Origin of the sequence: Myroides sp. WP-1 (assembly GCF_014145635.1) — a bacterium.
Classification (GTDB): Bacteria; Bacteroidota; Bacteroidia; order Flavobacteriales; family Flavobacteriaceae; genus Flavobacterium.
Window position 1 is genome coordinate 282,342 of sequence record NZ_JACHTC010000003.1, and the last position, 13,787, is coordinate 296,128.

8 protein-coding genes are annotated in these 13,787 nt (G+C 37.2%); 3 read left to right on the forward strand and 5 right to left on the reverse strand.

Annotation, left to right across the window (positions count from 1 at the left end; translation table 11 throughout):
* The first annotated feature begins 159 nt into the window (after positions 1-159).
* Positions 160-1,041 carry a hypothetical protein gene (locus H4K33_RS04780; RefSeq protein ID WP_182647333.1) on the forward strand — a complete coding sequence of 294 codons (882 nt, stop codon included), beginning with the start codon at positions 160-162 and terminating at the stop codon, positions 1,039-1,041.
* Here H4K33_RS04780 and H4K33_RS04785 read toward each other — a convergent pair.
* On the reverse strand, positions 1,024-4,731 hold the full coding sequence (locus H4K33_RS04785; RefSeq protein WP_182647334.1) for a ShlB/FhaC/HecB family hemolysin secretion/activation protein: 3,708 nt from the start codon (positions 4,729-4,731) through the stop codon (positions 1,024-1,026). The genes H4K33_RS04780 and H4K33_RS04785 overlap by 18 nt on opposite strands.
* A 27-nt stretch (positions 4,732-4,758) precedes the next feature.
* Between H4K33_RS04785 and H4K33_RS04790 the strand changes: the two genes are divergently transcribed.
* Positions 4,759-5,916, forward strand: a complete 1,158-nt coding sequence (locus H4K33_RS04790; protein WP_182647335.1) for a Pycsar system effector family protein — start codon at positions 4,759-4,761, stop codon at positions 5,914-5,916.
* On the opposite strand, the gene H4K33_RS04795 is transcribed toward H4K33_RS04790, so the two are convergent.
* Entirely contained in the window at positions 5,897-8,263 is a 2,367-nt protein-coding gene (locus H4K33_RS04795; protein ID WP_182647336.1) for a hypothetical protein, read from the reverse strand. The genes H4K33_RS04790 and H4K33_RS04795 overlap by 20 nt on opposite strands.
* Before the next feature lie 140 nt (positions 8,264-8,403).
* Here H4K33_RS04795 and dusB point away from each other — a divergent pair, with 140 nt between their 5' ends.
* Positions 8,404-9,396: a tRNA dihydrouridine synthase DusB gene (dusB, locus tag H4K33_RS04800; RefSeq protein ID WP_182647380.1), complete on the forward strand. Its 993-nt coding sequence runs from the start codon at positions 8,404-8,406 to the stop codon at positions 9,394-9,396.
* 219 nt (positions 9,397-9,615) lie between these two features.
* On the opposite strand, the gene H4K33_RS04805 is transcribed toward dusB, so the two are convergent.
* From H4K33_RS04805 to H4K33_RS04815, 3 genes are all read right to left on the reverse strand, one after another.
* The gene (locus tag H4K33_RS04805) at positions 9,616-10,443 is read right to left on the reverse strand and encodes a mechanosensitive ion channel family protein (RefSeq protein WP_182647337.1); all 828 of its coding nucleotides are present in this window, start codon (positions 10,441-10,443) and stop codon (positions 9,616-9,618) included.
* Between the two features lie 24 nt (positions 10,444-10,467).
* Positions 10,468-11,667, reverse strand: a complete 1,200-nt coding sequence (locus H4K33_RS04810) for an aminopeptidase C (protein ID WP_182647338.1) — start codon at positions 11,665-11,667, stop codon at positions 10,468-10,470.
* 161 nt (positions 11,668-11,828) lie between these two features.
* On the reverse strand, positions 11,829-13,730 hold the full coding sequence (locus tag H4K33_RS04815; RefSeq protein ID WP_182647339.1) for a S9 family peptidase: 1,902 nt from the start codon (positions 13,728-13,730) through the stop codon (positions 11,829-11,831).
* Positions 13,731-13,787: the final 57 nt, after the last annotated feature.

Consider the following 13,787-nt stretch of genomic DNA (forward strand, 5'->3'; position numbering starts at 1 on the left):
CGAGAAATTATCCCTTTTTTTTACAACTATTCTCCGTAATGTTGTGGCTACTCCCTTCTTCTGTTAAAATTCTCCTTTATCCTTCAACAATAATCCCCTTGCTTCCTTCGTTTCCTATAAAGTTTTTCCGTAATTTAGAGTTCAAAATTTTATGCGATTATGAAAAAGTATTTCTCCGTTTTATTGTTGGTTTTTTCTTCTTTAACAGGCTGTAGTCAAAAGAGCGACATTATCCAGGATTACGCTACACTTCCTCCCTATTTAAAAGAAGTTTCTGGTATGTCATTCGACGCCAAGACTCATTCTTTTTGGGTACTACAAGACAGTGGCAACAAGAGCGAGTTATATCAGCTTGATTCACTCGGTCAAGTGATTCACACCTTGAAAATAAAAAACCAAAACAACAATGATTGGGAAGAATTAGCTTCAGATCCTTCGGGCAATTTATACATTGGCGATTTTGGCAATAACAAAAACACGCGTAAAAACTTACAAATCATCAAAATCAATAAAGATCAGCTCAGTGCAAATGAAACGCAAGCGGATTATGTCATCACATTTGATTATCCGGAACAGCGTGAATTTCCTCCTAAATCAACTGAACTCTTCTACGATGCGGAAGCGTTTTTTTACTATGACGATCACTTTTATCTTTTTACAAAGAACCGAAGTAAAGCTTTTGACGGAACGTCATTAGTCTATAAAATCCCAAACAAAGCGGGCCATCATCAAGCGGAATATGTTCAGACGTTTAGAGGTTGTAATGTATACAAACACTGTGCAATTACAGGGGCTGCTATAAGCCCAGATCAAAAGACGTTTGTTTTGTTGTCTCACACTAAATTATGGGTGATTGACAACTTCAATCCCAATGCTATTTTAGATGGTAAAATTGAGGTGCACAAACTTCATCACGATACACAAAAAGAAGCTGTCACCTTTGGAGATGACAGCACCTTATATATTTCGGATGAAGTTAAAAAGAAATCGGGGGGAAAGATTTACAAATTAGATCTCAACCAATTAAAACCCAAATCCTAATCCAAAGACAAATCGACCTCCGTCTTTGCTATAAAAATACGAACAATGCAGGGTAGCTTGCTCAATGGCATTTACCCATAAACCGGCTCCATAAGCGTTATGCCATTTGGAAGAACTTTCTTGTGGAGTCCATACGCGTCCGTAGTCAAACCCTGCATATATCCCATAAGACATGGGAATGAATCCTGCGGTAAACTCTCCGGCATTAAAACGCAAATCAGTGGTTTGAACAAATGATGTTTTTCCCGTAAAACGTTCAGGTCTAAACCCTCTTAAATTGGTGTTTCCACCAATGGTCGATCCATGATAAAAATCGTAATTCGAATTAAATCGCGTTTGATAAGTAAAATTCGTTGCTAAAACTAAGCGTTCACTTCGTTCTAAATAATGAGCAAAACTCACTTTCGCATCCAGAAACGGAAAGTTTTGCTTGCTATCTTCTAGATTAGTTCTCCATCCCATCGAAGCGTGAAAAGCGAAACCTTTGGTTGGATTAGCCGCGTTATTGTATTGCTGAAAATCGTAGGTCGCTTGTAGCGTCGCGTATTGTTGAAAATCGAATACTTTTTGATCTACCAAATCAGGACTACTCGTGATAAAACGATTCGCTTTATCCTGAACTTTCATCGCTTTGTATTCTACGTTAACCTCAAATGAATCTCCATTTTTCCCTTCAAATTTATATCCTGGCGATACAGAGTAACTTTCAATTCTCACTCTTTTGTATTCATCTCCCATCTCCTCATCAAAATAATGAGTTTCATTTCCTATTCCGTAATAGTTTACTGCAAAGTTTGGGCTTGTTGCTCTCGCGTTCAATGTAAATCCCCAATTGTTTGTTGCATTGGGAAAATGACCAGCATACTCTGCCTCTACACCTTTCGTGTTAAAAGAATAAAACCCCTTTATTGTGTGCTTTGCTGCATAAGGATCTTGCACAAATTTTAGTCGTTTTGAAGAATATAAAAATCCCAACTTTACTCCGTCTTCCGGATTATACCCCACATTGGGCAACAACATATTTACCGTTAATGGCAACTTTTCATAATTAAAATTATTCAAATCGTAACGATTGGTAAAATAGTGCTTCGTCTTTTTGCCTACTTCTGTCAATTCATTTCGCTTATCTGCATAGTCGTAAACCACCACATTCTTGGGTTTATCTATCTGAAAGCTGTCTTTATTTTTTCCACCAATTAAACGCAGTTTAATCTTGGCTTTATCACTTCCTTGTACAATAAAAGTATCTTCATCATTCAATCCATAAATCCAAATTTCTTTCGTCTCGCGGGGGTCATACGTTTTTTCAAAAACAATTTCTTGCCCTGCTTTTTTATCTCGTAGTTGCACTAGTTGCACGGATCCATCGTCATTTCTAAGAAGTTTAAACGTATCTTTTTTATCCGTACCTGATAGAACTACGTATTTTCTCAGTTCGCGGTAATACTGAGGTACAAAATCAACTATCTTCTTTTTGCGTTCTTTTAGTACGTATTTGATGTGCTCTACATCTTCGCCTTGTACTTCTTTTGGAAGCTTGGCAAAGGTTTTTTCGATACTTTCATCATCTAAATCACTAACAATTGATATTGCTTGATTGATCCAGTCTTGTTCTGTTGTTGATTTCAGCAAATATTGATCCAGTGGAAATGCAGTATGGTTGATCCAACGTGGATCTGCAAAATCTGTGGTGTAATTTTGCATATGGCGCAACATCGGTAGCTTTTTTATTAAGGAAAGTAAAGCTCCATCAATTTTAGCAAAGGCCTGATCTCGGTCTCTTGGCACAGGACGATAAATCACTTGATCCCCTTCTTTAAATTCAGACCATCTCCATTGATCTCCATGTCTGTCCCAATCACCAATTAACATATCAAAAATACGCGCACGCAAGTACATTTGTTGATCTACTGCATATTTTTCATCTTTTCTCAAATTGGCAATTACATCTGTTGTACTGATAATTTTAGTCGCATTTCCAAAACTCTCTTCCTCATGTCCTTCACTAGGGCGCTCTTCAATCATATACAATTCATCTCCATATTTAGCATTAAAAACGCCAAGAGCCTGTTGTTTGGGAATGTAATACAATTCAGGATTGGTGTGATAAATCCCGACCTTCTTAGATAGATCTCCAATAATGAAAGGCGTGTAGGGATGAGCGGTAGTATAAAAGTCATATATAAACCCTTCTGCCCAAGTATTGTCAAACGATTCCATCACGTAGTTATCGCGAAAAACAGCGGTTTGCAGAAAACGAGAAACACTTTTTCGAACACCTCGCATTACATATTGTGTGCCATTTTTATCTTGTAAACGAAGCGATAAAGATTGATTACCCCCACCCGAAATCAACGGTATTAATCCACCTTTGACCGTATCGAGATTCGCAACGGCAACGGCAATAGGTTGAGCATAGGTTGAACGGTAATGTTCTCCCCAAAGAAAGCGGTAAAACCCACTTTTTTTAGTCCATTTTTCCGGATATACACTCGCAACTATTGAATCATTGGTTGGCGCTCCAAACTCGTTAGTTAATGCCAACTCAGGTTGAAAAATTTGCTGTTGCCAGACGCGTTGATATACTCCATTTTGAAAGGTATAAAACCCGAGTAAAGCGCTTTTGTCTTCTGCAATTTCAAGTGTCGCATAACCCAATTGTCCGGCAGAAAAACTACCTTTTTCAATGGCTCTTGCTGGAGATAAATCGCCTAAGGCACCACTGACAATTTGTTTAACTCCATCTTTCTCATGGTATTGTAAATTTCGTTCATGTCCTGATACAAATACCACATTGTCATACATTTGAGCCATCGTTTGAAGGCGCTTGTTCAATGCATTGTATTTCTTGCTCTGCAAATCTTGTGTATGGATTCCAGACACTGCACGTGTATAATTGATCACGGATCCCAACACAGGCAGAGGAATTTTAGACTCAAATGGATACAAATGGTCGCGTAGGGAGAAATATCCCCCGTGATTTCCTGTACTAAACACGGGATGATGCAGGGCTAAAACGACAATCTTATTCTGATTTTTATTAATTTCTCCTCTTAATTCATCAAAAAAATCATCTCTTGTCTTGATATCACAATCTTCGTTCATATTGGGTTGCAAATCCCAATTCTCGAGATACCATTGACTATCTACAACAATCAACACCGTTTGGTCGTTTATTTTTAATCGTTCAAAACCACAAACTTTTCGCGGCAAGAGTGCTTTTTTATCTTCTAAGTTTGCTGTTAGGTACTTTGAAATATCTTTAATACCCTCGTAACCTTTTTTCCATTCCGTTTCTCCATTGATAAATACTGCTTCTCCTGGAAATTGTTTGGCCCAATTCACAGCAGTTTGCAATTGAGTGTCTTCTTCCCTTTTGAGCTGTTTTTTTTGTATATTATCTCCTAACAAAACCAAAGTCGATGTTGGATTGGCTTTTTTAAACACTTGGGTTAATTGTGCTAAATGTTCTTGTTCTTCTGGCGACTTTGCAGCTAACAAACCTCCAGCAAAATAATAGGTATGCACAATTTTATCATTACTCTTGCGTTCTATTGCTGCAAGTGAAGTACTGTGTTCTCTTTGCTGAGGACTCAATGTTGCACAAGAATACGAGAACATCAAAAGCATAAAATAAGCCACGGGCTTAATTTTAACTCGATTATCAGGGTTTTGACTAAATAATTTCATATTTTTAGACATCAAAAGAGGGTTGCTATGACTATTTTACAAAAAGTTGAAGAGTATATCTTTCAACTATACAAAGATACATTATCACGCCAATATACCTATCATAATTTCCAACATACTACACGTGTAGTGAATGGTTTAGAGGAATTATTAAAGACAATAGACGTCAGTGAACAAGAGGCATTAAACTTAAAATTAGCGGCTTGGTTTCACGACATTGGCTATACGCAATCTTGTGAAGAACACGAAAAGCACGGTGCTGCAATTGCAGAGACTTACTTGATGGCAGAAGGATTTCCAACAGCAGATATCCAATGTATTCAAGCACTAATTTTAGCAACAAAGCTAGATCACGTACCAACTAACTTGTTGGAATGCATAATCAAAGACGCTGATTTCGCTCACATATCTGATGATAATTTCATGGATATCAGCAATTTGCTGTTAAAAGAATTGTCCGTCACTTGTAATCTGCCCTTTTCACCAGAAGAATGGAATCAACAGAATTTAGATTTTCTCCTGTACAAGCACCGCTACTATACCGATTATGCTCGTCAAAAATGGCAGCCTAAAAAAGAACAGAACATATTTGCTATTCGAGAACGCATTGAAAAGGAAAAAAAGAAAAAAGAAAAATCAACGAAAAGAGAACACTTCCGATCTATTGATACTCTTTTTCGCACTACTTTGCGCAATCATACACAACTAAGTGCCATTGCAGATCGAAAAGCCAATATTTTACTTTCTGTCAATGCAATTATCATTTCAATTTGTTTATCGACACTAATCCCAAAATTAGACAGTCCTTCTAATGCCCATTTAATTGTACCAACCTTTGTACTCGTTTTCTTTAGCGTTGCAACGATTATCTTTGCCATTATGTCAACAAGACCAAAAGTAACGGCCGGAACATTCTCACAAGAAGAAGTAGACAATCACACGGTTAACTTATTATTCTTTGGTTCATTTCACAAAATGCCTTTAGATGAATACTATAAAACGCTGAGAAATTTAATCCGTAAAGAAGACAACATTTACGAAGCCCTAACAACGGATCTATACTACTTGGGTAAAGTACTCAATAGAAAATACACCTTGTTACGCATTACTTACACCATTTTTACCATTGGTATTTTGGCTTCTGTTATTGCATTTGTACTTGCGTTTAGAGGTATTGGTTTCTAAGAAAATTAACCATCAATTGCGGGTAATCTAATCGTTCTAGGTTATAGTCTAATTGAACTAAAACACGAAGTCCTATTAACCCCGAAACCCCTTGTAAATCTTCTACATCAAACGCTTGAGTAGAAGCTTGCAACACCCCCAAATGCTGTAAATACTTGATGTACGCCATATATTCATCGCGGTCTGCATGCGAGGCAAAAACAATTGCTATACTCTTGGGTTGTACAATTCGCTCTTCTGAGTTTTTAATCATCGCTTTATCCAAGCGTTTTTTAATTATTTCATAACGCGTATTATAAGAACCGTCAATATCAAATCGCTTCTCATCCATTCTAAACTGAATACTCAAGGAAGCATCGTAAACGAAAATCAACGAAGTGGCATCCATCGGAATTTTATCCTGTATATTATTGCGATAGTGAACACACATTTGTTCCGCCATTACCTGTAATTGCCATAATCGCAAATTTTGTAAATACGTTATATCAAATGCTCGATCTGGACAAATAGAATCGCCAATATACATATTGTGTTCTACTCCATCGGTTTTGAATCGCTCGTAATAATGCGGATACACGACTTGTGCTTCTTTTTGTCTAAGGTCTAAAATATCGGAATAACTCTTGTTGATTCTTCCAATTTGCTTGTCAAACACTTTGCGATAACGGTAGTAAACATCTAGTTCATAATCGACATATCCGAAGTAAATATTCAACTTTTCTGTAACAAAAAGGTAGCTTTCTTTTCTCAACAACGGGTGAATTTCCTCTCGGATATAGTTCTGTATGCGTTGTTCTAATCCCGAATAAAAGTGCTTATTCACCTGTTTGTGATAGGCCTGAAGCTTTAGCTGATGCTTTTCAAAAAGAATATTCTTTCCTTCTGTGGGATAATCTTTCAACAGGTCTAAAAGTTGTTCCAGTTGGGCCTTTAAATCCTTCTGAATTGCTTCATTTCGCAATTGGCTTGATCCCTTAATATCAATCTCTCCATACAGCGGAAAAACATCGGGAAATGCAATTGGCGTTAGGATATAGTTTTTATCCGTCACACTATCGATGTAGTTTTTCTGTGCTTCTTCCAAAAACTTCCAGTAAACACTTGGATGAATCGTCGTATACTCTCGTTGAATAATTGCCTCGATGTGATTCAATGCATCGGATCTCACCCGTTCCATAGTCTCAGAAATAATCGGCATGAGTTCGTTTAATTTTTGTGCATTTACACTGTGTAAATCGCGGGGATTACTCGATACAATTTCCAAAATCCCTTCAATTCCCGTAGAAGTAATAATTGGACTAAACAAGCAGCTTCGAACCCCTTTTTTCGCTAAATTCTCACACATTTCACGGTGTTCGTCCTTGTGTATTTCTGCCTCTACATCGGAAATACTAAAATACTTTTGCTGAATCATCAATTGACGATAAGCTTGGGCGGAGATAACGATCTGACTTTGTTCTTCATTGAGTAAATAACTATTGACAATCATGACATTTTTGAGCTCTGACTGTGCAGTTTTATCTCCTTGTAAAACGGTTAACCCAATTTTTAAATTAGGCAGTTTAAAAATAGAACTGAACAATTGATTGACAAAGTCTCCCAATGGTTTGCGTTGCAGTTCTGTTTTCAGGAAACTTTCTTTTAAAAGGGAAAGTGCATTTTCAAATGTTACATCAACCAAACTCAACAACCCAAAGCCCTTGAGATTCCAGCTTTTTTGAGGGAAATAACGTTGCCACATTTCAAAATCATCGTAGTTGTCTTGTAACAATTCGATATCTTCTTTCGTCAACATCACTGCATTTTCACGAGGAGATAGCTCAACAAAATCAGCATTATACAACACGCGATAATAACGCGTAATTCCGCGCTTATCAGGCAAATCAATAAAAAGAGGTTGTGTGAGATCAAAATTGGTTTGGAAGTAAAAATTCATAATGATACAACAACAAGCAATGTAGTATTCATTTTGGTTAAAATTTCGAATCTCACCCGTATACGTCCCTCCCGCATCCACAATAATTTTTTTGAAGCGCTTGGTGTGATTAAACATGATATTTTGAAAAGGCATAGAAACCGCCTTTATCTCATTGTCAGATAAAGCAGCCGGAAAGATAACGTCAAACAATTCTTTAACCAAGCTCTCGTAAGTACTCCCTTCGGGTGTGTTCAAAGCCTGTTCATCGACGATAAGCTGTTGATCTGCTCTAGCCAGTAAATCTTCATAATAAGCTTTTTTATAGGGATTCCCATAAGCTGCAGTGCTAATTTTCTTCAATTCTTCTTTTAACTTATCAAAGGAGAATTCGATATGGAAAGGCGTCAATTCAAAAGCTTTTAATCTCATGCTATATCTAGGTATAAAGGCTTAAAGATACGGAATCCTCCAGTTTTAATCCGTTTTACGTGGAATTATCTTCTTTGAAAAAGTTCTAAAAAACGAAAAAATAAAATATTGTACTTTTGCAGGAAATATCGAAAACGATTATGATTAAAATTGGCAATATAGAACTACCTGATCATCCGCTTCTTTTGGCGCCCATGGAAGACGTGAGTGATCCTCCTTTCCGTCGCTTGTGTAAAAAACACGGTGCGGACTTGATGTATTCCGAATTTATTTCTTCTGAGGGATTAATTCGCGATGCAATAAAGAGCAAGATGAAGTTGGATATCTTTGATTATGAACGTCCCGTTGGTATTCAAATTTTTGGTGGTGATGAAGAAGCTATGGCCATGTCTGCGCGTATTGTAGAAACCGTTCGCCCCGATTTAGTAGATATTAACTTTGGATGCCCAGTAAAAAAAGTGGTTTGCAAAGGTGCTGGTGCAGGTGTATTGAAAGATATCGATTTGATGATTCGCCTAACTAAAGCCGTTGTTAACAGCACGTCGTTACCTGTAACCGTAAAAACGCGTTTGGGTTGGGATGAAGAATCTATCAATATTGACGAAGTAGCAGAGCGTCTACAAGATGTAGGTGTACAAGCATTGACCATTCACGCGAGAACACGTGCACAGATGTACAAAGGACATTCAGATTGGACACACATCGAGCGCATTAAAAACAACCCGCGTATCAAAATTCCAATTTTCGGAAATGGAGATATTGACAGTCCTCAAAAAGCCTTAGAATACAAAGAGAGATTTGGACTCGATGGGATGATGATCGGAAGAGCAGCAATTGGATATCCTTGGATTTTTGACGAAATAAAGCATTATTTCGAAACGGGAGAACTACTTGCACCACCTACAATTGAAGATCGCTTAGAAGCAGCTAAAAATCATTTGATCTGGTCAATGGAGTGGAAAGGTGAGCGCTTGGGTATTGTTGAAATGCGTCGCCACTATACCAATTACTTTAAAGGGATTCACGGTTTTAAACCGCATCGCCTGAAATTAGTCACTACAGATGATGTAACAGAGTTACTAAACCTGTTTGATCAAATCGCAGAAGAATACCGCGATTATGTGATAGAATAAGAAAGAAGAAAGAAGAAATCGGTAGTTTTTCTGAAATAAGATGATTTGTTCTTTAATCGAATAAATTTTGAAACGAAAAAAAGACCTCGAATGAGGTCTTTTTTATTTTGTACGGTGGTGAGATGATGAGTTCTAATTTTCTCTTTCTTCTCTATCTCACTAGATTAATATTGATTTTGGTATTCGATGAATCTTCCCTTCGTTTCGATTTCCAATAACCTATTTCGTTTTATCTGAAACGATATGCAAATCGCGTTGTGGGAAAGGAATTTCGATATTCGCTTCGTCCAAAGCCACTTTGACAATTTGCTGAATTTCGAATACTGTATTCCAATAATCGGATTTACCAATCCAAGTACGCACGTTTAAATCAACTGAGCTATCACCTAAACTACTAACAAATACAATTGGCGCAGGGTTCTGCAATACAGCTTCGTGTTTCGCTAATGCGCCCAAAATAATAGTTTGTGCTTCTTTGATATTCTCATTGTAACCGATGCCCACCACGAAGTCGTGTCTTCTTGAGGTGATTTCTGAATAATTGGTAATCACAGAGTTGGCTAAAGGTCCGTTGGGGCTAAATATTTTTAGTCCTGTTGGTCCTGTTAACGTGGTATACAACAAATCGATGCGTTCTACTGTACCTTCTGTACCACTTGGGTTGGAGATATAATCCCCTACTTTAAACGGTTTAAATAGCAACACTAAAACTCCACCAGCGAAATTCGACAAACTTCCTTGTAATGCTAAACCCACAGCTAAACCTGCAGAGGCAAAAATCGTTGCAATTCCCGCCACTTGGAATCCCATAGTTGCAGCTACTACAATAAGTAGAATAATGTATAACGTTGCTTTTACAACACTGAGTAAAAACCCGCGTAAAGACAATTCCACCTCGCGTTTTTCTAGGCGTCGGCGGATCATCTTTAATATGAGTTTAACCAAATAAGACCCTATCCCCAATATAACAAACCCCAATATAATTTTTGGTATTGCATGCCACATTGAGTCGAGCATTTGTTCTAATCCTTTTACTAACATTTCCATAGCTTTCTTTTTTTAATTCTCTTCTTAAATTTTCAATTTCTTTTTCATGTCTTTAGACAACGCGTCTTTGTGAACCATGAAATCTGTTGTTTTGTATTTCACATATTCTTTTGACATATACATATACCCTTGGTGATCATTAGAAATACCCCAAGAGTTTTTCACGATATAAAACTCACGCCCTGTTTGGTCTTTTGCAATCCCAACGATATGCATTCCGTGGTCATCCGTTGTAGAATAATTATCAAACGCTTCTTGACGCATTTCTGCTGTTACTTTGCGTTCCGCTTTTGGTCCATTAAAAATATCTTTGCGTTCCTCTTCTGTCATCTCTTCCCAATCTTTTTCTGGTACATAAGCAACTCCATTTTTCCAGCTAAAGTATTTTTCACTTACATCACCTCCCCATGCAACGGTAAATCCATTGTTAATAGCCTCATCGATAATAGCTGTCATCTCATCAACTTTTACGTTGTAAACTTGATCGAATGCCCAGTTATCTGGCACCAACAGTACAAATTTATCATAGTACGGATAGTTCATGTCTGAACCAATTTCAATGTAATCTTCCGGATTAATTCCGATTACCTCACTAGCAAACGTTTTTGGTGTATATTCTTTCCCTTCCCATTTAAATTTTTGAGGCACTTCACCTAAATAAGCATCAATTACAGCAGAATAAGCCTTTTCCCAGTTAGGTGTTAGCTTGCCATTTGGATTAGACACCACTGCTTTTAATACTCCTTCTTGAATAGCTGCCATTTCAGCAAACTGATTTTTCTTCGTTCCGTAGTTCAATCCTGTATACACTTCCTGCGGTACTGCACCATACATGCGATACATATTCATCACATCGTGAAAAGCTCCACCATCTCCTAAAGTTACAGCCCCTTGCATGCGCACATACATTTTTCCTTTTTCAACATAAGCATTACGCGCTGAGAAAATTTGAGAGATTTCTACTGGACGCTTTCCCATTCTCATCATTTCTGATTCGATGAAAGAGTTGGCAGAATAACTCCAACATGTTCCTGAAGATCCTTGATTTTTAATCGATGTATTTTCAATATCTACAACGGGCTTAAACTGATAAAGTTCTTTACTCTTATCGCTTGCGTTTAATTTTAATGCATTAACAAGATTGTCTTGTGCTACTGTCGTTGACGCCGTTATAACAGATAAAACCGCCGTCAATACCCATGATTGGATTGTTTTTTTATTCATTTTTATTGTTGTTATAATGGTAAAGATAAAAAAAACATGGTTAACGATCGTGAATCAAGGAGAAAAATGGTTTTTCGATTTTTAGCATTTGGGATACTCTACAACAACAAAAGGACAGCAATTCAGAATTGCTGTCCTTTTTTATTTAATTCTTTTGTAATCTATAGTGTTTCTTTTAACCAACGGAAGAATTCACCTTGCCATACTTGTGCATTTTGTGGTTGAACCACCCAGTGATTTTCTTCTGGTAAGTATAAAAATCTACTTTTAATTCCTCTCAACTGTGCAGCTTGGAACGCTTCTTGTCCTTGTCCAATCGGCACACGGTAATCTTTACCCCCTTGAATGATTAGAATTGGAGTATTCCATTTATCAACATTGTTAATTGGGTTAAAGTTTTTGATGGCATTTTGTGCATCTTTATTGTCTTTTTCCCAATATGCTCCTCCTGTATCAAAGTTAGGGAAGAATACCTCTTCTGTTGTTCCGTACATGCTCACTAAGTCAAATACTCCACAGTGAGAAATAAATGTTTTAAAGCGGTTTTCGTGAATTCCAGCAAGGTAAAACACAGAATAACCTCCATAACTAGCACCAATTGCACCTAAACGATCCTTATCTACATATTTCTCTTTTGCCACATCGTCAATAGCTGCTAAGTAATCTTGCATTGGTTTTCCACCCCAATCTTTACTAATTGCTTCGTTCCACTCAACACCATGTCCTGGCATACCTCTTCTGTTTGGTGCTACAATGATATAACCTTCTGCAGCCATCAATTGAAAATTCCAACGGAAAGAGTAAAACTGAGATAAAGCCGATTGTGGTCCCCCTTGTGCGTACAACAATGTTGGGTATTTTTTAGCAGGATCAAAATTTGGTGGATATACAACCCACGTTACCATGTCTTTGCCATCTACTGTTTTTACAATTCGTTTTTCACTTTTGCTCAAGGCAATATTCGCATAGATTTCATCGTTAACTTTAGTCAACTGATTCCATGTTTTTTTCTTTAGATCATAAGAGAAAATTTCTGTTGCATGGTTAAAATCCGTACGAGTTAGCACTACTTTATCCCCGTCAAATCCCACGATTCCAGTAACATCAAAGTCTCCCTCTGTCAATTGTACTACAACAGGTGCAATGCGTTTTAAACCAGGGAAGTTCACAGTAAATAACTGTACTGTTCCACCTACTGCAGCCACGAAGTATATTTTACTTCCATCTTTGCTCCATTTATAGCTATCTACAGTTCCATCCCAGTTAGCTGTTAAATTTTGCTCCACATCACCCATGCGAACGATAATATCGTTCTTGTCTGCTTCATAACCGTCGCGTTTCATTTGCAACCAAGTTAAATGACCTTGAGGAGAATAAGTAGGATGTGTATCATACCCAACATTTTTTTCTGTTAGGTTTTTCGTTTGCTTGGTATTTAGGTTGTACTCATACAAATCAGTATTAGTACTCAAAGCATAATCGGTTCCGAATTTCTTTTTTGAAACATACACGATAGACTTTCCATCAGGCGCCCATACGTAATCTTCTGAGCCACCGAATGGTTTTTGTGGAGCATCATACGGTTCGTTCTCCATGATGTCAACTTTGTTGTCTTTGTTGTCTTTTGCAGCATAGAAAACGTGGTTATGTGTTCCATCATTCCAAGTATCCCAATGTCTATAATCCAATCCATCAAACACATAAGCATCTGATTTTTCCATAGATGGATATAAATCTTTTCCTAAAACTTTGTTGATCTTAACAGCTTCATCGAATAAAATATGTTTTCCATCCGGTGAAATATTTTCGTTGCTTATTAAATCTTTGTAAGAGTCAATTTCAACAGGTTTTCCACCTGTCAATGGCATTTGATATGTTTTAGAATCAAAGCTATTCTCTTCCATTTTGGCGTGAGTCACCTTAAAAATAAGGTTTTTCCCGTCTTTAGAAATACCAACAGGACTTACTCGCCCTAGCTTCCACAAGAGTTCTTTTGTCATTACTTCTTGAGAAAACGCATTAAAACACGCTAGACTCAAGGCAAACAAAACTATTTTTTTCATATTGAGTAGGTTTATTAAGCCGTAAATTTAATCTTTTCTTTTGATTATAATAAAAGT

Coding starts and splice junctions, on each gene's coding strand:
- H4K33_RS04780 (WP_182647333.1), top strand. CDS start 160: ATGAAAAAGTATTTCTCCGTTTTATTGTTGGTTTTTTCTTCTTTAACA.
- H4K33_RS04785 (WP_182647334.1), bottom strand. CDS start 4,731: ATGAAATTATTTAGTCAAAACCCTGATAATCGAGTTAAAATTAAGCCC.
- H4K33_RS04790 (WP_182647335.1), top strand. CDS start 4,759: ATGACTATTTTACAAAAAGTTGAAGAGTATATCTTTCAACTATACAAA.
- H4K33_RS04795 (WP_182647336.1), bottom strand. CDS start 8,263: ATGAGATTAAAAGCTTTTGAATTGACGCCTTTCCATATCGAATTCTCC.
- dusB (WP_182647380.1), top strand. CDS start 8,404: ATGATTAAAATTGGCAATATAGAACTACCTGATCATCCGCTTCTTTTG.
- H4K33_RS04805 (WP_182647337.1), bottom strand. CDS start 10,443: ATGGAAATGTTAGTAAAAGGATTAGAACAAATGCTCGACTCAATGTGG.
- H4K33_RS04810 (WP_182647338.1), bottom strand. CDS start 11,667: ATGAATAAAAAAACAATCCAATCATGGGTATTGACGGCGGTTTTATCT.
- H4K33_RS04815 (WP_182647339.1), bottom strand. CDS start 13,730: ATGAAAAAAATAGTTTTGTTTGCCTTGAGTCTAGCGTGTTTTAATGCG.